Origin of the sequence: Leifsonia sp., from assembly GCF_051955155.1 — a bacterium.
GTDB lineage: Bacteria > Actinomycetota > Actinomycetes > Actinomycetales > Microbacteriaceae > Leifsonia.
In genome coordinates, this window is record NZ_JBQCGZ010000042.1 from 1 (window position 1) to 21243 (window position 21243).

Annotated in this window: 25 protein-coding genes and 1 pseudogene; 18 read left to right on the forward strand and 8 right to left on the reverse strand. The window is 71.9% G+C overall.

The features are described from left to right. The 3 genes and pseudogenes from ACTHMF_RS03975 to ACTHMF_RS03985 all read left to right on the forward strand — a co-directional run. Positions 1–452 (forward strand): annotated as a pseudogene (locus ACTHMF_RS03975) (translation initiation factor IF-2); the annotation flags it as partial. 62 nt (positions 453–514) lie between these two features. Continuing rightward, a complete protein-coding gene (rbfA, locus tag ACTHMF_RS03980) occupies positions 515–973 on the forward strand; it encodes a 30S ribosome-binding factor RbfA (protein WP_440316384.1) in 459 nt (152 codons plus the stop codon). Between the two features lie 9 nt (positions 974–982). Next, positions 983–1273, forward strand: a complete 291-nt coding sequence (locus ACTHMF_RS03985; RefSeq protein WP_440316385.1) for a YciI family protein — start codon at positions 983–985, stop codon at positions 1271–1273. A gap of 15 nt (positions 1274–1288) precedes the next feature. Here the strand turns inward: ACTHMF_RS03985 and ACTHMF_RS03990 are convergent, their stop codons facing one another. Continuing rightward, a complete protein-coding gene (locus tag ACTHMF_RS03990) occupies positions 1289–2152 on the reverse strand; it encodes an A/G-specific adenine glycosylase (RefSeq protein ID WP_440316386.1) in 864 nt (287 codons plus the stop codon). Next, entirely contained in the window at positions 2149–2703 is a 555-nt protein-coding gene (locus ACTHMF_RS03995; protein WP_440316387.1) for an ABATE domain-containing protein, read from the reverse strand. The genes ACTHMF_RS03990 and ACTHMF_RS03995 overlap by 4 nt, the downstream gene beginning before the upstream one ends. Positions 2704–2755: 52 nt before the next feature. On the opposite strand from ACTHMF_RS03995, the gene ACTHMF_RS04000 reads away from it, so the two are divergent. Further along, positions 2756–3727 (forward strand): DMT family transporter, encoded by a 972-nt coding sequence (locus ACTHMF_RS04000; protein ID WP_440316388.1) that lies wholly within the window; start codon positions 2756–2758, stop codon positions 3725–3727. An 87-nt stretch (positions 3728–3814) separates the two neighbouring features. Then, positions 3815–4399, forward strand: coding sequence for a hypothetical protein (locus tag ACTHMF_RS04005; protein WP_440316389.1), 585 nt, complete (start codon positions 3815–3817; stop codon positions 4397–4399). A 4-nt stretch (positions 4400–4403) separates the two neighbouring features. Here the strand turns inward: ACTHMF_RS04005 and ACTHMF_RS04010 are convergent, their stop codons facing one another. Both ACTHMF_RS04010 and ACTHMF_RS04015 read right to left on the reverse strand, forming a co-directional pair. Further along, on the reverse strand, positions 4404–5399 hold the full coding sequence (locus ACTHMF_RS04010) for a ketopantoate reductase family protein (RefSeq protein WP_440316390.1): 996 nt from the start codon (positions 5397–5399) through the stop codon (positions 4404–4406). A gap of 134 nt (positions 5400–5533) precedes the next feature. Then, a complete protein-coding gene (locus tag ACTHMF_RS04015) occupies positions 5534–7000 on the reverse strand; it encodes a DHA2 family efflux MFS transporter permease subunit (protein WP_440316391.1) in 1467 nt (488 codons plus the stop codon). A gap of 83 nt (positions 7001–7083) precedes the next feature. On the opposite strand from ACTHMF_RS04015, the gene ACTHMF_RS04020 reads away from it, so the two are divergent. Genes ACTHMF_RS04020 through ACTHMF_RS04045 form a run of 6 tightly spaced genes read left to right on the forward strand, consistent with a single transcriptional unit; the run spans position 7084 to position 11676 of the window. Then, positions 7084–7722, forward strand: coding sequence for a TetR/AcrR family transcriptional regulator (locus tag ACTHMF_RS04020; RefSeq protein WP_440316392.1), 639 nt, complete (start codon positions 7084–7086; stop codon positions 7720–7722). Beyond that, entirely contained in the window at positions 7719–8627 is a 909-nt protein-coding gene (truB, locus tag ACTHMF_RS04025; protein WP_440316393.1) for a tRNA pseudouridine(55) synthase TruB, read from the forward strand. Before ACTHMF_RS04020 ends, truB begins: the two co-directional genes overlap by 4 nt. Continuing rightward, on the forward strand, positions 8624–8992 hold the full coding sequence (locus ACTHMF_RS04030) for a hypothetical protein (protein WP_314147662.1): 369 nt from the start codon (positions 8624–8626) through the stop codon (positions 8990–8992). Before truB ends, ACTHMF_RS04030 begins: the two co-directional genes overlap by 4 nt. 55 nt (positions 8993–9047) lie before the next feature. After that, complete coding sequence (locus ACTHMF_RS04035) at positions 9048–9524, forward strand: hypothetical protein (protein ID WP_314147661.1); 477 nt, start codon at positions 9048–9050, stop codon at positions 9522–9524. After that, the gene (locus tag ACTHMF_RS04040; protein WP_440316394.1) at positions 9521–10462 is read left to right on the forward strand and encodes a bifunctional riboflavin kinase/FAD synthetase; all 942 of its coding nucleotides are present in this window, start codon (positions 9521–9523) and stop codon (positions 10460–10462) included. The genes ACTHMF_RS04035 and ACTHMF_RS04040 overlap by 4 nt, the downstream gene beginning before the upstream one ends. Beyond that, complete coding sequence (locus tag ACTHMF_RS04045; protein ID WP_440316395.1) at positions 10459–11676, forward strand: MFS transporter; 1218 nt, start codon at positions 10459–10461, stop codon at positions 11674–11676. Before ACTHMF_RS04040 ends, ACTHMF_RS04045 begins: the two co-directional genes overlap by 4 nt. Positions 11677–11755: 79 nt before the next feature. Here ACTHMF_RS04045 and ACTHMF_RS04050 read toward each other — a convergent pair whose 3' ends face one another. Further along, positions 11756–12733, reverse strand: a complete 978-nt coding sequence (locus ACTHMF_RS04050) for an ROK family protein (protein ID WP_440316396.1) — start codon at positions 12731–12733, stop codon at positions 11756–11758. Positions 12734–12780: 47 nt separating this feature from the next. On the opposite strand from ACTHMF_RS04050, the gene ACTHMF_RS04055 reads away from it, so the two are divergent. The 5 genes from ACTHMF_RS04055 to ACTHMF_RS04075 are packed head-to-tail and all read left to right on the forward strand — an operon-like array spanning position 12781 to position 17811. Beyond that, complete coding sequence (locus tag ACTHMF_RS04055; RefSeq protein WP_314147657.1) at positions 12781–13758, forward strand: sugar-binding transcriptional regulator; 978 nt, start codon at positions 12781–12783, stop codon at positions 13756–13758. Next, entirely contained in the window at positions 13755–14777 is a 1023-nt protein-coding gene (deoC, locus tag ACTHMF_RS04060; RefSeq protein WP_440316397.1) for a deoxyribose-phosphate aldolase, read from the forward strand. The genes ACTHMF_RS04055 and deoC overlap by 4 nt, the downstream gene beginning before the upstream one ends. A 16-nt stretch (positions 14778–14793) precedes the next feature. After that, on the forward strand, positions 14794–16308 hold the full coding sequence (locus ACTHMF_RS04065; RefSeq protein WP_440316398.1) for an aldehyde dehydrogenase family protein: 1515 nt from the start codon (positions 14794–14796) through the stop codon (positions 16306–16308). Beyond that, entirely contained in the window at positions 16305–17165 is an 861-nt protein-coding gene (locus ACTHMF_RS04070) for an aldehyde dehydrogenase family protein (RefSeq protein ID WP_440316399.1), read from the forward strand. The genes ACTHMF_RS04065 and ACTHMF_RS04070 overlap by 4 nt, the downstream gene beginning before the upstream one ends. A 52-nt stretch (positions 17166–17217) precedes the next feature. Then, positions 17218–17811, forward strand: a complete 594-nt coding sequence (locus ACTHMF_RS04075; RefSeq protein ID WP_440316400.1) for an SGNH/GDSL hydrolase family protein — start codon at positions 17218–17220, stop codon at positions 17809–17811. A gap of 136 nt (positions 17812–17947) precedes the next feature. On the opposite strand, the gene ACTHMF_RS04080 is transcribed toward ACTHMF_RS04075, so the two are convergent. From ACTHMF_RS04080 to ACTHMF_RS04090, 3 genes are all read right to left on the reverse strand, one after another. After that, positions 17948–19228, reverse strand: a complete 1281-nt coding sequence (locus ACTHMF_RS04080; RefSeq protein WP_440316406.1) for a M20/M25/M40 family metallo-hydrolase — start codon at positions 19226–19228, stop codon at positions 17948–17950. 74 nt (positions 19229–19302) lie between these two features. Next, positions 19303–19830: an O-acetyl-ADP-ribose deacetylase gene (locus tag ACTHMF_RS04085; protein WP_440316401.1), complete on the reverse strand. Its 528-nt coding sequence runs from the start codon at positions 19828–19830 to the stop codon at positions 19303–19305. A 3-nt stretch (positions 19831–19833) separates the two neighbouring features. After that, complete coding sequence (locus ACTHMF_RS04090) at positions 19834–20112, reverse strand: metal-sensitive transcriptional regulator (RefSeq protein WP_271178103.1); 279 nt, start codon at positions 20110–20112, stop codon at positions 19834–19836. A gap of 199 nt (positions 20113–20311) precedes the next feature. Between ACTHMF_RS04090 and ACTHMF_RS04095 the strand changes: the two genes are divergently transcribed. Then, on the forward strand, positions 20312–20740 hold the full coding sequence (locus ACTHMF_RS04095) for an RbsD/FucU domain-containing protein (RefSeq protein WP_314147651.1): 429 nt from the start codon (positions 20312–20314) through the stop codon (positions 20738–20740). Positions 20741–20810: 70 nt separating this feature from the next. After that, a complete protein-coding gene (locus ACTHMF_RS04100) occupies positions 20811–21146 on the forward strand; it encodes a DUF6804 family protein (protein ID WP_314147650.1) in 336 nt (111 codons plus the stop codon). Positions 21147–21243: the final 97 nt, after the last annotated feature.

Below are 21243 nucleotides of genomic sequence, written 5' to 3' on the forward strand. Positions count from 1 at the left end.
ACGCGATCGTGATCGGCTTCAACGTCCGCCCGGACGTGAAGGCGCGCGAGCGTGCGGCCCGCGAGGGTGTCGACGTCCGCTTCTACTCGGTCATCTACAACGCCATCGAGGACATCGAGAACTCGCTCAAGGGCATGCTCAAGCCCGAGTTCGAGGAGGTCCAGTCGGGTGTCGCCGAGATCCGAGAGGTGTTCCGCTCCTCGAAGTTCGGCAACATCGCCGGTGTCATCGTCCGGTCCGGAACGATCACGCGCAACGCCAAGGCGCGCGTCATCCGCGACGGCGTCGTGGTGGGCGACAACCTCACCATCGAGTCGCTGCGCCGGTTCAAGGACGACGTCACCGAGGTCCGTACGGACTTCGAGGCCGGTATCGGCCTCGGCAAGTACAACGACATCCAGGTCGGCGACGAGATCGAGACGACAGAGCTGCGGGAGAAGCCCCGCGTCTGATATCGGAACGAAGGCCGGTGGCTGAAGCCACCGGCCTTCGTGCCCGAAAGGAGAACAGAGTCATGGCCGATCCGGCACGCGCGAGGAAGCTCGCCGACAGAATCAAGGTCATCATCGCCAAGCGGCTCGACCGCGGCCTGCGCGACCCGCGCCTGGGCTTCGTCACGATCACGGACGTCCAGGTGACCGGCGACCTGCAGCACGCGACCGTGTTCTACACGGTGTACGGCACCGACCAGGAGCGCGCGGACACCGCGGCGGCGCTCACGGCGGCGACCGGGATGCTGCGCAGCGAGGTCGGCAAGAACATCACGGCACGGCTGACGCCGACCCTGGAGTTCCAGCTGGACGCGATCCCCGAGAACGCGGCCCACATCGAGGACCTGCTGCGCCAGGCGCGCGAGCACGACACCGAGGTGGCCGGGCTGGCGGCGGGCGCGAGCTACGCCGGCGACGAGGACCCGTACGTCAAGCCCCGCGAGTTCGACGAGGACGAGGCGGAGGGCTCGCGCGAGGACTAGCCTGACGGCATGTACGCCGTCAGCTTCTACGACGCGGACCCCGACGCGCGCCCGGAGGACTTCCAGCGGATCGTCGAGGCGTACCCGCGGCACCGCGCCTACCTGGACGACTTCGCCCGCAGCGGTGACGTCCTGATGATCGGCACGTTCGGCGAGCCGGCGACGCAGGGCTCGATGGCCGTCTTCCGCTCCCGGGAGGCGGCCGAGCGCTTCGTCACCGGCGACCCGTTCGTCACCGAGGGACTCGTGTACCGCCACCGCATCCAGGACTGGGACCCCCTCGTCTTCGCCCCGTCCTGAGCGCGCCTCGCGGGGTCAGGGGAGGGTGTAGCCGCCATCGGCGGCGACGGCGAGGCCGTCGGCGAGCAGCCCGGCGAGCGCGCGCTCGCGCTGCGCGGCATCCGGCCAGACCTGTTCGAGCTCCGCGGCGGTCACCGGGATGTGCGACGCGCGCAGCTCGGCGAGGATGCGGCCGCGCACCTGCCGGTCGCTGCCCTCGTACTTCTTCTGCACGGCCTTGCGCGGCCCCGCGTAGGCCGGATAGCCGGCCGCGCGCCAGGCGCAGCGGTCGGCGAGCGGGCACACGTCGCAGCGCGGCGAGCGGGCGACGCACACGATCGCGCCGAGCTCCATCATCCCCGCGTTGAACGCCGCGGCCGCCGGCCGGTCGTCGGGGAGCAGCGCCTCCATCGCGGCGAGGTCGCGGCGGGCGCTCGGCGGTCCCGGCTCCGCCTGGCCGTCGACGGCGCGGGCGATCACGCGGCGGATGTTGGTGTCGACGACGGGATGCCGGTGGCCGTACGCGAACACGGCGACGGCGCGCGCGGTGTAGTCGCCGATGCCGGGCAGCGCGAGCAGCGCCTCCACGTCCTCCGGCACCGTACCGCCGTGCCGCTCGGTGATCGCGACGGCGGCGGCGTGCAGCCAGAGCGCGCGGCGCGGATAGCCGAGCGACTGCCAGGCCCGCACCGCCTCGCCCGGAGGCACCGCGGCGAGATCGGCGGGCGTCGGCCAGCGGGTCAGCCACTCCTCCAGCCGGGGGATGACGCGGGAGACCGGGGTCTGCTGCAGCATGAACTCGCTGACCAGGGTGCCCCAGGCGGTGAAGCCGTCCCGGCGCCAGGGCAGGTCGCGGCGGTTGGCGTGATACCAGTCGACGACGGTCTGCGCGAAGCTCACGCCTTCTTCGTCCGCTCGCGGTAGGCGCGCACCCGGAGCCGGGTCGAGCAGGTGTCGCAGCACGCCTTGCGCACGTGGCTCGGGTCGAGGTAGATCTTGCGGCAGCCCGGGTCGGAGCACTGGCCGAAGTCGTCCGGGTGGTGTCCCAGATCGGTGACGGCCGTCACGACGATCCGGGCGAGCGCTGCGCGGGTGTCGGCGGGCGCCTGCGGGCGCAGGGGAACGGTCGAGGCAGCGACGTCGGGACGGACCGGGCCCAGAGCGCCGAGGATGCGTGCGGCCTCCTCTGCGCTGGGAGAGTCGGTCGGCGCGGGGATGTCGAGGACGCCAGCGGCGAGTACGCGAAGGGCGTCGCGGACGGACCGGGCGAGCGCCACGTCCGCGTCGACGGGCCGCTGGGTGGGCGCCAGGCCGACGGCGTCCAGCCACTCGGCCAGCCGGCCCGGTGTGTCGAGCCGCTCGAGCGGGTCCTCGGTGTGCGGGTAGCGGAGGGTGCCGAGCAGATCGGTCCACGCAGCCCCCGTGTTGTACACGAAGTCGAGTTCGGGCATGCGTCCAGTGTAACGGTTTGACACGTTACCCACGGCGTGCGAGTGTAACGATGTGAACCGTTACGAGATCCCTCTGTCGACCGTGTGGAAGCGCATCCTGCCCTTCGTGTTCCTGCCTGTCTACGGCTCGGGGTACATCGCGGGCGGGCTGGGGCTGCACACCATGCGTCCCTTCGCCATGACGTTCTGGCGCTTCGCGCTCGCGGGGAGCGTGGTGCTCGTCATCGTCGCGCTCCGCCGCGCGCGCTGGCCCCGCGGCTGGCGGCAGTGGTGGCCGATCCTGGTGGTCGGCCTCCTCATCCAGGTGGTGCAGTTCGGCGGGAACTACACGGCGATGGGGCTGGGGATGCCCGCAGGTCTGACCTCGCTGATCGCGGGAAGCTCGTCGCTGATGATCGCGATCGGAGCCGTGCCGATCCTGCGCGAGCGGCTCACCGGCTGGCGGCTCGCCGGTGTGATCATCGGCTTCGTCGGGGTTGCGGTCGCGTTGGCGGACCACCTCGGCATCCCGAGCGGGCCGGTCGGGGTGTTCGCGGCTTTCAGCGCCGCTCTCGGCTACGCCGGCGGATCGCTCCTGCAGCGTCGGCGCCTGCGCGACGTCGACAGCTGGGTGAGCGTCGGGATCCAGTTCGTCGTCGCGGCTCCGATCACGTTCGTGCTCGCCGCGTTCACCGGCGGGGTCGGCATCCCGCTGGCGCCCGAGTCGCTGGCGCCGCTCGCGTGGCTCGTTCTCGCCAACTCTGTGCTCGGGATGTGGCTGCTCGGGCAGATGCTGCGTCACCACCCCGCGGCGACGCTGAGCGCGTGGAGCAACCTCATCCCTCCGTTCACGGTCCTGCTGGCGGTGCCGTTCCTCGGCCAGCCGCTCACACCGGCGCTCGTGGTGGGGGTCCTGGTGACGCTGGTGGGTACTGCGCTCGTGGTGCTTCCTGCTCCGCGTCGGCGGTCGCGCGACGCCCGCGTGCCGACCGGCGAGGGGCGTGAGGAGGCGGTTCCCGTGTCCGCGGCCGGCGCCGGCCGGTGAGGAGGACGTCCCGGGCGGTCCCGTGAGGCCGAGCCCGCATCGCGACGGCCGGGAGCGCCGTCGGGCGGAGCGGCCTATGCTCGACGCATGAGGCTGCCACCGACCAGGCGCGTGCTGCTGTTGCGGGATGTCGTGCGGCGCGTCCGTGAGATCGCGCCGCTCGGGAGGGTGGTGGTCGCGGTCGACGGCGGCGGGGGCACCGGCGCGTTCGCCGACGACCTCGCCGAGGTGTTCCGGGAAGCCGGGGCGGACACGTTCCGCGCGTCCATCTCCGACTTCCACACACCGCGGGCGTTCCGCACCAGGCGGGGACCGGAGACACCGGAGGGCTACTACCGCGACGCGTTCGACTACGTGACGCTGCGCCGGGTGCTGCTCGACCCGTTCCGGCTGGCCGGGAGCACCGGGTTCCAGACCGCGGCGTTCGACGAGGAGCGGGACGTTCCCGTCGAGAGCAGGTGGCTGACGGCGGGTCCCGATGCCGTGCTGGTGATCGACGGCGAGTTCCTGCTGCGGCCCGAGCTCCGCGGCGGCTGGGATGCGTCGGTGCTGCTGGTGAACGCGCCGGAGCGGGCGGTCTACGAGGAGGATGCGCGCCCGCGCGCGGTCGCCGACATCCTGATCGACGACTCGGAGCCCGAGCGGCCGGTCTACGCGGTGCGCGCCGCGTGATCGGTCAGGCGCGCACCCGTTCGACGACGGCGTCCGGGGCGAGGAACGCGCCGCTGCGCTCGACCTCGTGCACGAGCGCGGTGAGCGCGGCGTTGATCGGTGCCGCGCGTCCCGCGGCCTGCGCCTCGGCGACGACAGCGCCGTTCAGGTAGTCGATCTCGCTGCGCTGGCCGCGGCGGATGCTCTGCAGCGTGGAGCCGGGGTTCGGCCGGGCGCCCATCCTGCGCTTCATCAGCAGCGGAACCAGCTGCGCCGCCCACAGCGGGGCCGACGCGACGAAGCGGAGGATGCCGTCACTCAGGCCCTGGATGCTGCCGTAGCGGATGCCGCGCGCGTAGCCGACGCGGACGGCCTCGCGCATGCTCGCCGTGATGACGCGGCGCAGGCGGGGATCGGCGATGGTCTGCTGCACGCTCAACCCGGTGATCGCCGGCATGGCGTTGACCTGGTTGACGATCAGCTTCGTCCACTGGCAGCCGGTGAAGTTCGGCACCGCTTTCGACGGCATCGCGGTGTCCAGGATGCGGGCCGCCTCGATGGCCGGGGCGGACGCCGGGCCGCTGCCGGAGCCGAGGTAGGTGTTCGCGGTCGTCGTCACCGTGATGCGGCCGGGGGAGAGGTAGCTGGTCGCGTACAGCGCCAGCGCGCCGACGCACGTGGAGTCGGGCAGCAGCTCGACGGCCTGGCGGAGGCCGGCGAGGCCGTTCTGCACGACCACGACCGTGATCCCGGCCAGGTGGGCGGCGTTCTCGCGGATGGCGGACTCCGCGTCCTGCGCCTTGGTGCAGACGAAGGCCAGCTCCGGCGTCTCGAGCAGGGTGGTCGCCGCCCGCACGCGGGCGGTGTGCTCGCCCCAGCCGCCGTCGAGCCGCAGGCCGTCCGCCCGGATCGCGGCGAGGTGCTCGCCGCGCGCGGTGACCGAGACCTCGTGGCCCGCTCTGTCCAGGAGCGCCGCGATCGCGCCGCCGATGGCCCCCGCTCCGATCACGCCGATTCGCACGCCTCCCAGCCTACGGCCGCGCCGCGCCGACGATGATTCGTCACGAACGGGACGCATTCGTGACGAACGGGAACCGTTCGTGACGAACGGAATGCGTTCGTGACGAATCGCACGGCGGGGCGGGCGCGGAGAGCTCAGTCGGCGAGGACCGGCGCGGGTTCGGCGGTGGCGAGGGCGTCCACGGCGGCGTCGGCCGGCTCGGCGGGGGCGGTGCCCCGGCCGCGCGGCAGGGCGAGCGCGATCAGTGCGGCGACCGCGAGAGCTGCGGCGCCGACCCAGACCGCCGGGATGGCCGCATCCACGTACCCGGTCGGCGTCAGCGTCCCTCCCGCACCGGTGAACACGGCGGTCAGGACGGCGACACCGAGCGCGACGCCGATCTCCCGCAGCGTGGAGTTGGCGCCGGACGCCTTGGCGTGGTCGGCCGGCCGCATGTTCGCGAGCACCGCGGTCGAGCTCGGCGCGAAGACCAGGCCCATGCCGATCCCGGCGAGCAGGAACGGCGGCCACATCGCCGAGTAGGCGAGCGTCGCCGACAGCGTGAGCGCGATCCAGCCCATCGCGGCGGCCAGCAGGACGAGCCCGGCGACGATCGGCAGGCGCGTCCCGGTGCGGGAGGCGAACAGGCCGGTGAGCGGCGCGACGACCATCGGCGCGAGAGTCCACGGCATGGTCATCACGCCGGCCTCCAGCGGGGTGTGCCCCTGCACGACCTGCAGGAACTGGATGAGGATGAAGATCGCGCCGAAGATGCCGAAGCTGAAGGTGACGCCGACCAGGTTGGCGACGGTGAAGCTCCGGTCCCGGAACAGCCGCAGCGGGAGCAGGGGGGCGCTGGTCCGCGACTCCCAGAGGACGAACGCCACGAGCAGCAGGGCGCCCGCCACCAGCGGGACGAGCACCTCGGGGCTTCCCCAGCCCGCGTCGTTGCCGCGCACGATCGCGAACACCACGCCGAGCACACCGGGCGCGGCGAGCAGCAGGCCGACGAGGTCGGCGCGCACGCGCTCGCCGAAGCTGTTCGGCAGCGCCAGGAGTACGAGCGGCACCGCGATCACGCCGAGCGGGACGTTCAGCCAGAAGATGGCCTGCCAGTTCCAGCCCTCCACGACAGCGCCGCCGATCAGCGGGCCGAGCGCGACGCCGAGGCCGGAGATGCCGCCCCAGATGCCGATCGCGGCCGGGCGCAGCCGGGTGCTCACGCTGCTGGCGAGCAGGGTGAGCGAGAGCGGGAGCAGCGCCGCGGCCCCCGCGCCCTGGATCGCGCGGGCGGCGATCAGCATCCAGGGCTCGGTCGCGAGAGCGCTGGCGGCGCTCGCGAGCGTGAAGACGGCGATGCCGCCGAGGAACACCGTGCGGCGGCCGAACCGGTCGCCGAGGCCGACGGCCATCAGCATCAGCGTCGCGAAGCTGAGCGTGTACGCGTTGACGACCCACTGCAGCTCCTCGATCGAGGCGCTCAGGTCGCGGGCGATCACGGGGAGGGCGCTGGTGACGACGAGGTTGTCGAGCGTCGCCATGAACATCGGGAGGGAGGCCGCGACGATGGCGAGCCAGACGGGGATGCGGCGTGCGGCGCCGGCGGGGCGGACAGTGGTCATGGGACGCATCGCTTCCTGATCGGACTCGTTAGTAATCGAATGATTACATCGCACTTTAGTAATCGGCTGATAACCTGTCAAGCATGACCTCGGCGATCAGCGAACGGATCCCCTCGGCCGAACGGCGCGAGCAGATCCTCGGCGCCGCGAGCCTCGTCTTCGGGGAGCGCGGCTACTTCGGCGCGACCACGGACCAGATCGCCAAGGCGGCCGGGATCAGCCAGCCGTACGTCGTTCGCATGTTCGGGAGCAAGGAGAACCTCTTCGTGGAGGTGCTGCAGCGCGCGCTCGACAAGCTACTGGTCAGCTTCCAGGAGACGATCGACGGCTGGAAGGCGGACGGCTCGCCCGCGGGCGAGGCCGGCGCCGTCGGCGAGCACCACGAGATCGGCCGCAGGCTGGGCCTCGCGTACGTGAACCTGATCGAGGACCGCGGCATCCTGCTCGCGCTGATGCAGGCCTTCGGGATGGGCAACGACCCGGTGATCGGTGGTCGCGCCCGCGCGGGCTTCATCGAGATCTACCGGATGATCAGGGACCAGGCCGGCTTCTCGCCGGACGAGACCCGCACGTTCCTGGCCGAGGGGATGCTGCTGAACACCCTGCTCGGCCTGCGCCTGCCCGACGAGTACGGGCACGACGTCTGTGCGACCGAGCTGCTCGAGTCCACCTTCCGCACCAAGCTGCAGCTGGTGCTCGACGTCACCGGGGAGCGCGCATGATCGCCAGCGGGCTCCTCCTCGTCGACAAGCCGGGAGGCTGGACCAGTCACGACGTCGTCGCGCGCGTGCGCAGGCTCGCCGGGACCAGGAAGGTCGGGCACGCCGGGACGCTCGACCCGATGGCGACCGGGCTGCTCATCCTCGGCATCAACTCCTCGACGCGGCTGCTGACCTACATCGTCGGTGCGGACAAGGAGTACCTGGCGACCATCCGGCTCGGCGCGACCACCACGACGGACGACGCGGAGGGCGAGATCCTCGAGCGTGCGGCCGCCGGCGCCCTCGACGCGGCGACCGACGACGCGATCCGCGACGGCATCGCTGCGCTCACCGGCGAGATCGAGCAGGTCCCGTCCGCGGTGAGCGCCATCAAGGTGGACGGAAAGCGCGCCTACGCCCGTGTCCGCGCAGGCGAGGAGGTGGTGCTGCAGCCGCGCGCCGTCACCGTCGCCGAGTTCGAGCTGCTCGCCACCCGGCGCCTGGCCGAGGCGATCGACCTCGACGTGCGCGTCGTGTGCTCCTCCGGCACCTACATCCGCTCGCTCGCGCGCGACCTGGGGGCCGGCCTCGGCGTCGGCGGCCACCTCACGGCGCTGCGCCGCACCCGCGTCGGCGCGTACGACGTGCGGGAGGCCGGCGACCTCGATACGCTCGATCCCGGAACGGCGCTCATCCCGGCGGCGGACGCGGCGTCGCGGCTCTTCGAGCGGCTCGAGCTGACGGAGCAGCAGGCGATCGACCTCACGCACGGGAGGCGCATCCATGTCGCCGACCGGGAGGTGCCCGGTGGCGAGCCGGTCGCGGCGATCGCGCCGTCCGGGCATCTGGTGGGGCTGATCGAGTTCCGCGGAAAGGAAGCAAGGACACTCGTGAACTTCCCGACGGACGAGATCGCCACCGCATGATCGACTGGTTCGTGACGGTGCAGGTCGCCGTCGCCGTCCTCGCCGGCGTGCTCTGCATCATCCTGGGTCTCGCCGGCCGTGTCCCCGGCGACCTCACCATGGGCGCCGTCGCGCTCGTCGAGCTGCTGCTGATCGTGCAGCTGGTGATGGCGATCGTCGCCCCGCTGGTGGGAAACGAGCCGAGCGGCAGCCTGGCCGAGTTCTACATCTACCTGATCTCCGCGCTGATCCTGCCGCTCGCCGGCGGGTTCTGGGCGCTGATCGAACGCAACAGGTGGAGCACCGTCATCCTGGGCGGCGTCTGCCTCGCCATCGCCGTGATGGTCTACCGGATGGGTCAGATCTGGTTCGTCCAGGGCGCCTGACCCCGCCGCCTGGGCGCGTGCCGGCCGCCTCCCCGACGCGAATAGAATCGTAGGGATGTCCCACCACACCATGTCCGCGCGCGAGCGCTCAGGCGAACCCGCCGAGAAGCGCCGCATCTCCGGCATCGGCCGGGTGCTCGTCTTCGTGTACGGCGTGCTCGCCCTCGCCGCGACCGGCCGCAGCGTCTTCCAGATCATCGACCGGTTCCACGAGGCGCCCGTCGCGTTCACGCTGTCCGCGGTGGCGGCCGTCGTCTACATCGTCGCGACCGTCGCGCTCATCGCGCCGGGACGGGTCTGGTACCGCGTGGCGTGGATCACCATCAGCTTCGAGCTCGCCGGCGTCCTGGTGATCGGGACGCTGAGCCTGCTCGCGCCCGCCGCGCTCGGCCTGCACGACATCGACCCGTTCGGCAGGGACGCGACCGTCTGGTCCGTCTACGGCATGGGCTACCTGTTCATCCCGCTGGTGCTGCCCATCCTCGGGCTGTTCTGGCTGAGCAGGCACCACCCGCGCGAGGACGCCTCGTGAAGGTCTTCACCTCCGTCGCCGAGGTGCCGGACGGCTACGGGCCGAGCGCGGTCACGATCGGCAAGTTCGACGGCGTGCACAGCGGCCACCGCGCCGTGATCGGGCGGCTGCGCGAGGTCGCGGCCGACCGGGGTCTCGCCGCGACCGTCATCACCTTCGACCGCAACCCGCTCGAGGTGCTTGCGCCGGAGAAGTGCCCGGCGGCCCTCGTCAGCAACCGGCAGAAGCTGAGCCTGCTCGCCGAGACCGGCATCGACGCCACGCTCATGGTGACCTTCGACCGCACGCTCGCCGACCTGCCCCCGGAGGAGTTCGTCCACCGGATCCTCGTCGACCGGCTGCACGCCGCGGCCGTCCTCGTCGGCAGCGACTTCCGGTTCGGAGCGCGCGGCGCGGGCGACGTGGCGATGCTGCGCGAGCTGGGGGAGCGGTACGGCTTCACGGTGGAGCTCATCGACGACGTTCGCCCCGAGCACGGCCGCCGGGTCTCCTCCACGTGGATCCGCGAGCTGCTGGCCGAGGGCGACGTCGCGCACGCGACGCAGCTGCTCGGGCACGTCCCGACCGTCGCCGGCGTCGTCGTGCACGGCGCGAAGCGCGGCCGCGAGCTCGGCTTCCCGACCGCGAACCTGTCGCCCGAGTCGGAGGGCCTCATCCCCGCGGACGGCGTCTACGCCGGCTGGCTGACCGACGGCGGCACGCGCTATCCCGCGGCCATCTCGGTGGGCAACAACCCGACGTTCGAGGGCGTGCCGCAGAAGCAGGTGGAGGCGTACGTGCTCGACGAGGACCTGGACCTCTACGGGCACACGGTCGAGATCTCGTTCGTGGAGCGCATCCGCGGCATGGTCGCCTACGCGGGCATCGACCCGCTGATCGCCCAGATCGGCGAAGACGTCGAGCGCGCCCGCGCCATCCTGACGGCCGAGACCGCGTGACGGGCGGCGGCGCGAGCCCGCGACCGCTCTGGCACGGACGGGCCGTCGCGCTCGTCGGCATCCTGCTGGTGGCGGCGAACCTGCGCACGGCGGTCGCGGCGCTGTCGCCGATCTTCAGCGAGATCCGGGCCGAGTTCCCGGTCTCCAGCATCGGCGTCGGTCTGCTCGGGATGCTCCCGCCGGTCTGCTTCGCGCTGTTCGGGCTGCTCGCTCCCGCCTTCACGCGCCGGCTGAGCCTGGAGTCGGTGCTGCTGGTCGCGCTCGGGGTGATGCTCGCCGGGCACGTGGTGCGCGCCGCCGCCGGGTCGTTCGCGGTGCTCGCCATCGGCTCGGCGATCACGTTCGCCGGGATGGGCGTGGGCAACGTGCTGCTCCCTCCGCTCGTGAAGCGCTACTTCCCCGACCGGATCGGGCTGGTCACCTCGCTCTACGCCACCGTCATGTCGGTGAGCACGCTGCTGCCGCCGCTGATCGCGGTCCCGGTCGCCGACGCCGCCAACTGGCACGTCTCGGTGGGGATGTGGGCGCTGGTGAGCGTGCTGGCGATCCTGCCCTGGCTGCGCATCCTGGTCACCCACCGGCCGGCGCATCCCGCGCACGACGTCGAGGTGGAGGAGGCGGACCGCGCGATGGTCGGCCGGATCTGGCACTCCGGCCTGGCCTGGGCGATGGCGATCGTGTTCGCGGTGTCCAGCCTGAACGCGTACGCGATGTTCGCCTGGCTGCCGCAGCTGCTGCACGATGTGGCGGGGACGCCGCCCGCGGAGGCCGGAGCGCTGCTGTCCGTGTATGCCGGGATGGGCATCCCCGCCGGTCTGCTGGTGCCGCTGCTGGCCGCACGGATGCGGAACGTCGCCGTGCTGATCTACGCCGGGGTCGCGTTCTTCGTCGTCGGCTACCTCGGCCTGATCCTGGTGCCGGAGACGGCGACCTGGCTGTGGGTCTCGTTCGCCGGGCTCGGCCCGCTGCTGTTCCCGCTGAGCCTGGTGCTGATCAACGTGCGGACCCGCACGCACGCCGGGTCGGTCGCGCTCAGCGGCTTCACGCAGGGCCTCGGCTACACGCTCGGCGCGCTGGGTCCGCTGCTGGTCGGCCTGCTGCACCAGCTCACCGGCGCCTGGACCCCGGCCCTGCTCGTCCTGACCGCCACCGCCCTCGCCGCCGCGGCCGCCGGCGCCGTCGTCGCCCGCCCCGTCCCCCTCGAGGACCGCTGACCCGCGCTCCCGAACAGCCGAGTACGCAGATTATCCGCGTACTCGGCTGTTTCGACCCGAATTTCTGCGTACTCGGCGGCTAGGCGGGGAGGAGGGCGGCGCGGTGGATGAGGGCGGCGGCGCCGATGAGGGGGCCCTCGGAGGAGAGGGCGGAGGGGACGATCCGCACCTTGCGCACGAACGGGAAGTAGTGGTGCTCGATCACCGCGCGCATGTGGTCGAAGAGGTCGGGCGTCGAGTGCGAGAAGCCGCCGCCGATCGCGACGAGCTCGAGGTCGAGCAGCGCGGTCGCCGAGGCGATGGCGCGGCCGACGGCCTCGCCGGTGCGCGCGATCGCACGGACCGCGACCTCGTCGCCCGCGGCGTAGGCGGCGGCCAGCTCCTCTCCGGTACTGCCGGTGAAGCCCTGCGAGCGCGCCCACGCGACGGTGTGCGGCCCGGAGGCGATCGCCTCCAGCGCCGACGGGTTGCCGAAGGTGTTCTCGCCGACGATCTCGCCCACCTCGACGTGGCCGATGTGCCCGGCGTTGCCGGTCGGCCCGGTGATCACGCGGCCGCCGACGATGAGCCCGCCGCCGATGCCGGTGGAGACGACCATCCCCATCACGTTGTCGACGCCCTGCGCCGCGCCGACCCAGTGCTCGGCCATCGTGATCGCGACGCCGTCCATCTCGAGCGTGACCGGGACGTCGAGGCCGAGGGAGGCGACGACGGAGCCGATGTAGTCGCGCAGCGGGTAGTCGCGCCAGTCCGGCACGTTCAGCGGCGAGACGAGCCCGAGCCTCCGGTCGATCGGGCCGGCGCAGCCGATGCCGACGCCGACGATCTCCGCGCCGACCGGCAGCGCGGCGAGCGCGTCGCGCACGACGCCGCCGACGGAGGCCTCCAGGTCGGCGACGGTCGCCGTGCGTCCGGTGGGCCGGCGGAACCGGGAGTCGGGGACGAGCCGGCCGTCCGCGTCGACGAGGGCGGCTTCGACCTTGGTGCCGCCGAAGTCGACGGCGAGAGCGAGGGGAGTGGGCACGAGCCAACGATAAACGAAACGGCGCTCGCTCATTTGAGCACGTACCGCGCAAGCGTTGCAGAGCGCCCTATCCTGGACGGGTGGCCCTGAACGATACCGACGAGATCCTCGCCGTCAAAGCCGCAGAGCTCTACTACGAGGCGGGCAAGACCCAGGACGAGATCGGCGTGGCGCTGAACGTCTCGCGCTGGAAGGTCGGCCGGCTGCTGGTCGCGGCGCGGGAGCAGGGCTTCGTGCGCATCGAGATCGTGCATCCCAGCGCCAGGCGGTTCTCGCTCGAGCGCGAGCTCTGCGGGTTCTACGGGCTCGCCGACGCGGTCGTCGTGCCCGCGGCGGAGTCGGACTCCGACGCCCAGGCGCGCGTCGCCCAGGCCGCCGCCGACTACCTGACCACGCTCCGACCGGTCCCGCGCACGCTCGGCGTCAGCTGGGGCCGCACCCTGCACGCCGTCGCCGCCCGGCTCCGCCCCGGCTGGGCCGTCGGCGTCAACCCCGTTCAGATCAACGGGAGCGTCTCCAGCACCCGGCAGGCGACCGCCGCGGCCGACACGGCCGTCGTCATGGCGCGCAAGGCACAGGGCACCGCGACGCTGCTGCCGAGCCCCGCGATCTTCGAGCACGCCGCCACCCGGCGCGCGATCGAGGCCGACCGGTCCGTGCAGTCCGTGCTGGAGCTGGCCAGGGATGCGAGCGCCTACCTCTTCAGCGCCGGCGTCGTCGACACCAGCTCGGTGCACGTCGACTCCGGCTACCTCTCGCCCGACGATGTGCGCGCGCTCGCCGACAAGGGGGCGGTCGGCGACGTCGTCGGCCGCTTTATCACCGACGAAGGGCAGGTCGCCGACCCGGAGCTCGACAGCCGGACCCTGGGGCTGAGCCTCGACGAACTGCGCTCGGCCCGCACCAGCATCGCCGTGATCGCCGGCGACGCCAAGCACCAGGTCGCTCATGCCGTGGTGGCGAGCGGGCTGTGCACCATCCTGATCACCGACGAGTCGACCGCGAACGACCTGCTCGGCCGCACCGCGCCGAACGACAAGAAAGCAGACCACAGATGACCATCGAGACAACGCCGCCGGTGCGCCAGCTCGCGCCGGCCGCCCGCGCCGTCGAGGTGCTCGGCGGCGACCTCACCGAGGGTTCGCTGCGCCGCTACCTGAACGGGATCCCCGGGGTGGACGCGGTGGGCCTGGAGCAGCGCGCGGCCGGCCTCGGCACCCGCTCCATCAAGACCACCAGCAAGGCCTGGGCGCTGGACAAGGTGATCGAGCTGATCGACCTGACCACCCTGGAGGGGGCCGACACCCCCGGCAAGGTGCGCTCGCTCGTCGCCAAGGCGCTCACGCCGGACCCGGGCGACCCGACCACGCCGCGGCCCGCCGCCGTGTGCGTCTACGGCGACATGGTCCCGTACGCCGGGGAGGCGCTCGGCGCGTCCCACGCTGCCAGGACTCCGGGCGGCGTCAACGTCGCGGCCGTCGCCACCGCCTTCCCGAGCGGCCGCGCCTCCCTGCCCGTGAAGCTCGCGGACACCGCGGACGCCGTCGCCGCCGGCGCGGACGAGATCGACATGGTCATCGACCGCGGGGCGTTCCTCTCCGGGCGGTTCGGACTCGTCTTCGACGAGATCGTCGCCGTCAAGGAGGCGTGCCGCCGCGACGACGGCAGCTACGCCCACCTCAAGGTGATCCTCGAGACCGGGGAGCTGAACACCTACGACAATGTGCGGCGCGCGTCCTGGCTGAGCATCCTGGCCGGGGCCGACTTCATCAAGACGTCCACCGGCAAGGTGTCGCCCGCCGCGACCCTCCCCGTCACCCTGCTGATGCTCGAGGTGGTCCGCGACTGGCACCGCCTCACCGGCGAGGAGATCGGTGTGAAGCCGGCCGGCGGCATCCGCTCGTCCAAGGACGCCATCAAATACCTCGTCACCGTCGCCGAGACGGTGGGCGAGCACTGGCTGCAGCCGCACCTGTTCCGGTTCGGTGCCTCCAGCCTCCTGAACGACGTGCTGCTGCAGCGGCAGAAGCTGCGCACCGGGCACTACTCGGGCGCCGACTACGTGACGATCGACTGAGCGAAAGCAGACCACCATGAGTTTCCTCGAATACGCCCCGGCCCCCGAGTCGCGGTCGATCCTGAACCTGCGCGACGAGTACGGGCTGTTCATCGACGGCGAGTTCGTCGCCGGCCGCGGGACGCCGTTCCAGACGATCTCGCCCGCCACGGAGGAGCGCATCGCGACCATCTCCACCGCGGACGCGTCCGACGTGGATGCGGCCGTCGCCGCCGCCCGCCGCGCCTACGACCGCGTCTGGTCGCGGATGAGCGGCAGCGACCGCGGCAAGTACCTGTTCCGCATCGCGCGGCTCATCCAGGAGCGCGCCCGCGAGCTCGCCGTCGCCGAGAGCCTCGACAACGGCAAGCCGATCAAGGAGAGCAGGGACGTCGACGTCCCGCTCGTCGCCGCGTGGTTCTTCTACTACGCGGGCTGGGCGGACAAGCTCGAGCACGCGGGTCTGGGACCCGCGCCGCGCGCCCTCGGCGTCGCTGCGCAGGTGATCCCGTGGAACTTCCCGCTGCTGATGCTGGCGTGGAAGATCGCGCCGGCGCTCGCCGCTGGCAACACGGTCGTGCTGAAGCCGGCGGAGACCACGCCGCTCACGGCGCTGCTGTTCGCCGAGATCGTGCAGCAGGCCGACCTGCCCGCCGGTGTCGTCAACATCGTGACCGGAGCCGGAGAGACCGGCCGTGACCTGGTCTCGCACCCGGACGTGAACAAGGTGGCCTTCACCGGTTCGACGGCGGTCGGCCGCGAGATCGCCCGCTCGGTCGCCGGCACCGACAAGAAGCTCACGCTGGAGCTCGGCGGCAAGGCGGCGAACATCGTCTTCGACGACGCCCCCATCGACCAGGCCATCGAGGGCATCGTCAACGGCATCTTCTTCAACCAGGGCCACGTCTGCTGCGCGGGCAGCCGGCTCCTGGTGCAGGAGAGCGTGCACGACGAGGTCGTGGACCGGCTGAAGCGCCGGCTGTCGACGCTGCGCCTCGGCGACCCGCTCGACAAGAACACGGACATCGGCGCCATCAACAGCGCGGAGCAGCTGCAGCGCATCCGCGAGCTCTCCGACATCGGCGAGGCCGAGGGCGCGGAGCGCTGGAGTCCCGACTGCGCCATCCCGGAGAACGGGTTCTGGTTCGCGCCGACGATCTTCGACAATGTCTCCACGAGCCACCGGATCGCCCGCGAGGAGATCTTCGGCCCTGTGCTCTCGGTGCTCACCTTCCGCACGCCGGCCGAGGCGATCGCCAAGGCGAACAACACCCCGTACGGCCTCTCCGCCGGCATCTGGACCGACAAGGGCAGCCGGATCCTGGCCGTCGCCGACAAGCTGCGCGCCGGCGTGGTCTGGGCCAACACGTTCAACCGCTTCGACCCGGCCAGCCCGTTCGGCGGCTACAAGGAGTCCGGCTACGGTCGCGAGGGCGGCCGCCACGGCCTCGGCGCGTACCTGGTGCCGGGACGCTCCATCCCCGCCGCGCGCAGCACCGCGCGTCCTGCGGTCACCGCATCCACCTCCACCCGCAAGGGAGCCAAGAAATGAGCCGCCTGGCCGTGCCGAAGACCTACAAGCTCTACATCGGCGGGAAGTTCCCGCGCAGCGAGTCCGGCCGCACGTACGAGGTGGCCTCCGCGACGGGTGCGTTCCTCGCGAACGCGGCGAAGGCCTCCCGCAAGGACGCTCGCGACGCGGTGGTCGCCGCCCGCGCCGCCCTGTCCGGCTGGGCCGGCGCCACCGCTTACAACCGCGGCCAGGTGCTGTACCGCATCGCCGAGCTGCTGGAGGGCCGGAGGGCCCAGTTCGTGGACGAGATCCAGAACGCGGAGGGCGTCTCCGCCGCCGCTGCCGGCGCGCAGGTGGACGAGGCGATCGACCGCTGGGTCTGGTACGCGGGATGGGCGGACAAGTTCGCGCAGGTCGCGGGCAACGCCAACCCGGTCGCCGGCCCCTATTTCAACATCTCGGTGCCGGAGCCCACCGGCGTCGTCGCGATCGTCGCTCCGCAGGACTCCAGCCTGCTCGGCTTCGTGAGCGCGGTCGCGCCGGCCCTCGTCGCCGGCAACACCGTCGTCGTTGTCGCCAGCGAGCGCTTCCCGCTCTCGGCGATCAGCCTGAGCGAGGTGCTCGCCACGAGCGACGTCCCCGGCGGCGTCGTCAACATCCTCACCGGCTCGCCCGCGGAGATCGCGCCGTGGCTCGCCTCGCACGCCGACGTGAACGCGCTCGACCTGGTCGGCGCGGGGGCGCTGGAGTGGATCGACCTGCAGATCGCCGCCGCTGACACGCTGAAGCGCGTGCTGCCGCCGGAGAACGGCGCCGACGCCGCCGCCCCGTCCCTCGACCGGATCGCCTTCTTCACTGAGACGAAGACGGTCTGGCACACCAAGTCGCTGCTTTAGAGTCCCCTGAGCCGTCCTTCCCCGAACCCCCGATTCGGGGGAGGATAGGCGCATGACGGATGACGGTGGATCGGGACGGGGGCCGCTCGCACTGGTCGGTGACAGTCTGACGCAGGGCGGCGACTGGGAGTCGCTGCTCCCCGGGGAGGACGTCCGGAACTTCGGCGTCGCCGGCGACACCACCGACGACGTGATCGCCCGGCTCTGGGACGTGATCGAGTCCCGCCCGGCGACCGTCGCGCTGCTCGTCGGCACGAACGACCTGGCCTGGCGCCGCTCGGTGGAGCACGTGGTGCGCAACGTCGAGACGATGCTCGTGACGCTGCGCAAGGAGCTGCCGGAGGGCCGCATCCTCGCGCAGTCCGTGCTGCCGCGCGGCCGCGAGTTCGCGGACCAGATCCGCGACATCAACCGGCACCTGTGGCAGTTCGCGCCGACGGTGCACGCCGGCTGGCTCGACCTCTGGCCGGCGTTGGCGCTCCCGGACGGCGAGCTGAACCCGACCTTCACCGAGGACCGGCTGCACCTGAACGAGGCGGGCTACCGCGCGTGGGCGGCCGAGCTGGTGCCCGCGATCGAGCGGGTGCGCCAGCTGCCGCCGTCGAGCCGCGCCATCCAGCTGCCCGACCTCGGCGGCGCCGCGTAGCCACCGCCCCCTTCGGCGCGTCCCTCGCGATCGCTTCCGGAGTTCTTCACGGCTCACCGCGGCGCGTCGCGTGAGAAACTCCGGAACGGATGGCGCCCTCGTGATCGCAGCCGGAGTTCTGCACTCCGCGGCGGCCTTACGAGGCGCGCAGCAGCCGCTCGTAGAAGCGGATGCCGCGCAGCCAGGTCGCGACGTGGATGCGCTCGTCGCGCGCGTGCAGCGTCCCGCGTTCCTCGGCGCTCATCTCGAACGGCGTGAACCGGTAGACGGCCTCGGCGATGGCCGTGTAGTGCCTGCTGTCGCTCGCGCCGAGCATGATGTACGGCGTCACGATCGCCCGCGGGTGCACCGCGGCGATGGCCCCCGCCAGCCGGTCCCACTCCGGGCCGGTGCTCGGCGACACCGGGGACGGCTCGCTCGGGTCCACCGCCTCGATGCGCACCTGCGGATCCCGGATCGCCCTGCGCAGGTGCTCGAGCGTCTCGGCAACCGACGAGCCGACGGCGATGCGGACGTTCACGACCGCCTCTGCGGTCTCCGGCAGCGCGTTCGCCGCGAGGCTGCCGCGCAGCTGCGTCACCGCGGTCGTCGTCCGCACGATCGCGCGCGTCTCGTCGCTGATTCTGGCGAATACCGCGCGCAGCAGCGGCTGCAGCCGGCGGGCGCGCACGAAGACCGCGCGCAGCGGGCCGGTCGCGTGCGCGCCGAGGGTCTCGACCATCCGCAGGTTGGTCTCGCTGAGCCGCGCCGGGAACGGCTTCGCGTTCACCCGTGTGATCGCCCGAGCGAGCCGGACGGTCGCCGTCGTCTTCGGGGGAGTGGACGCGTGGCCGCCGTGCTGCTCGACGGTGAGCCGGACGCTGGTGATGCCCTTCTCGCTCACGCCGACCACGGCGATCGGTTTCGTCACGCCGGGGAAGATGCGCTCGACGACCGCGCCGCCCTCGTCGAGCACGAAGCCCGGCCGGACGCCGCGGTCGCGCAGGACGGCGACCAGCGCCTGCGCGCCGGAGCCGACCGTCTCCTCGTCGTGCCCGAAGCTGAGGTATACGTCGGACGCCGGAGCGAAGCCCTCGGCGACCAGCGCCTCCACCGCCTCCAGGATCGCGACGACGGCTCCCTTGTCGTCGAGCGTGCCGCGGCCCCAGAGCAGGCGGCCGTCGCCGCTCCCGGTGAGCTCGGCGGCGAACGGGGGATGCGTCCAGCCCTCGTCCGTCGCCGGAACGACGTCGTAGTGCCCCATCAGCACGGTCGGCGCGCCGTCGCCCTCGCCGGTCCCCGGCCAGCGGTAGAGCAGCGCGTGCCCGTGCCGCTCGCGTTCGAGGACGGCGTGCAGGGCGGGATAGAGCTCCGGGAGCGCGTCGGCGAACCGGTCGAACGCGGCCCAGTCGGTCGTCTCGACGTCGTTGCGCGACATCGTCGGGATGCGCAGCAGCGCGCGGAAGCGCTCGACGGCCTCCTCGTCGCGTGCCTGCGCCGCGGGCGCGTCGCTCACTCGCCGGCCGCCGTGCGGAACGCCCGCAGCGCCTCGTCGTTGAACAGCACGAACCGCACCAGCTCCACCGACCCGACCCCGGAGGAGAGCACGGCGCGCACGGTGCTGACCGCGATCCGCGCGGCGTCGTCCATCGGCCAGCCGTAGATCCCGGCGGAGACGGCGGGGACGGCGACGGTCGCCGCGCCGAGCTCGCGGGCCACCCGCAGCGACGAGCGGTAGGCGTTCTGCAGCAGCGGAGTGCGGTCCTCGTGCTTGGCGTAGACGGGGCCGACGGTGTGGATGACCCATCGCGCGTCGAGCTCGCCCGCCGTCGTCGCGACGGCCTGGCCGGTCGGCAGGCCATCGGGCAGGGTGGTCGCCCGCAGCTCGCGGCACGCCTCCAGGATCGCGGGGCCGCCGCGGCGGTGGATGGCGCCGTCGACGCCGCCTCCGCCGAGCAGCGAGCTGTTGGCCGCGTTGACGATCGCGTCGACGCTCTGCTCCGTGATGTCGCCGCGGACGATCTCGATCGGGTCCGACATCCCTCAGCCCCGGTTGTTGGAGAGCTCGTAGACCTTCAGCAGCTCGAGGATCGCGTCGTCGCGCTGGCTCCCGCCCTCCTCGAACATCTCGGAGACGTGCGTCTTCAGGTGGTTCTCCACGAGCAGCTTGTTGAGCGAGCCGAGGGACTTCTGGATGGCGAGGGACTGGGTGATGATGTCGACGCAGTAGTCCTCGTTCTCGATCATCTTCTCGAGACCGCGCAGCTGTCCTTCGAGGATCCGCGTGCGGTGCATGGCGCGCTTCTTGATGTCTGCGATCACCCCTCCAGGATACCGCGTGTCCCCTATACCCCTATGGGGTAGGCCGTTCTCGGATAGCAGAGCCGCCTCCCGCGCGGCGGCATTCCGCCCGGCGCGTCGACCCCCCTCCCCCTAATGGGGGGGTGGGGGAGGACATACCGCTGGGTCTATCCTCCTGGGAGGGGTTGAGAAATATTCGTTTTACAGGAAAGGCCCGACTTTGCTGAAGAACCTCAGCCCGCTGCTGTCCGGTGCGCTCTTGAGCGCCCTGGACGCCATGAAAGACGGCGAAACGCTTACCCTCGTCGGCAGCGGGTATCCGGAAGAAACACTCACCGCACCACTCGTCCACCTGGGGGAGGACGTCACCACCGAGGCCGCAGCCGAAGCGATCCTCAGTGTCTTCCCGCTCGACACCGCCGACCCGTCTCCGATCCTGTTCCTGGATCTGGCCGACGAGCCGTACGAGGTCCCGGATGTGGCGTTCGCCGTCAACGGCATCGCCTCCGACGCAGAACTGCGCCGCATTCCGATGACCCGCCTGGAGCTCGACCCGTTCGTCGCGCTCGCCTCCCGCTCCGCGGTGATCGTCCGAGTCGGCTCGGACGCCCCGCCCTGTGCCTTCCTCTTCAGGAGGGGAGCGCTGTAACACCTCGTTCGCCGCCGGGTGCAGATGCGCCCGGCGGCGAACGCGTTTCCGGCGCCGGTAGGGTTGACGGGTGCCGTACACACCGCAGCAGCCCGCATACAGCCGCGCCGCCCTGGCGCCAGGAATGATCGGGGCGCTCGTGCTGCTGTTCGGGCTGGCGCTGGCGGACTGGTACGTCTACGTGCTGTACGCGGTGAGCATCCTCGCGCTCATCCTCTGCGTGTTCGCCTGGCAGGCGAAGAAGCGCTGGTGGCTGGCCGGCCTCATCCCGATCGCGGTGCTCTGGAACCCGATCTGGCCGATCCCGGGCCTGACCGGCATCCTGCCGCTGATCAGCCTCGCGGCCGCCGTCGTGTTCGTGTGCGCCGGCCTGCTGATCAAGGTGCCGACCGACACCCGTCGATGAGGGGTCGGCGAACGGCCCCGCAGTGAGATAAAATGGCTGTTGCGCGGCCATCCTGTGCCGCGCTCCCGGCGTCTCCCACGCGCGGGTGGAACCACTC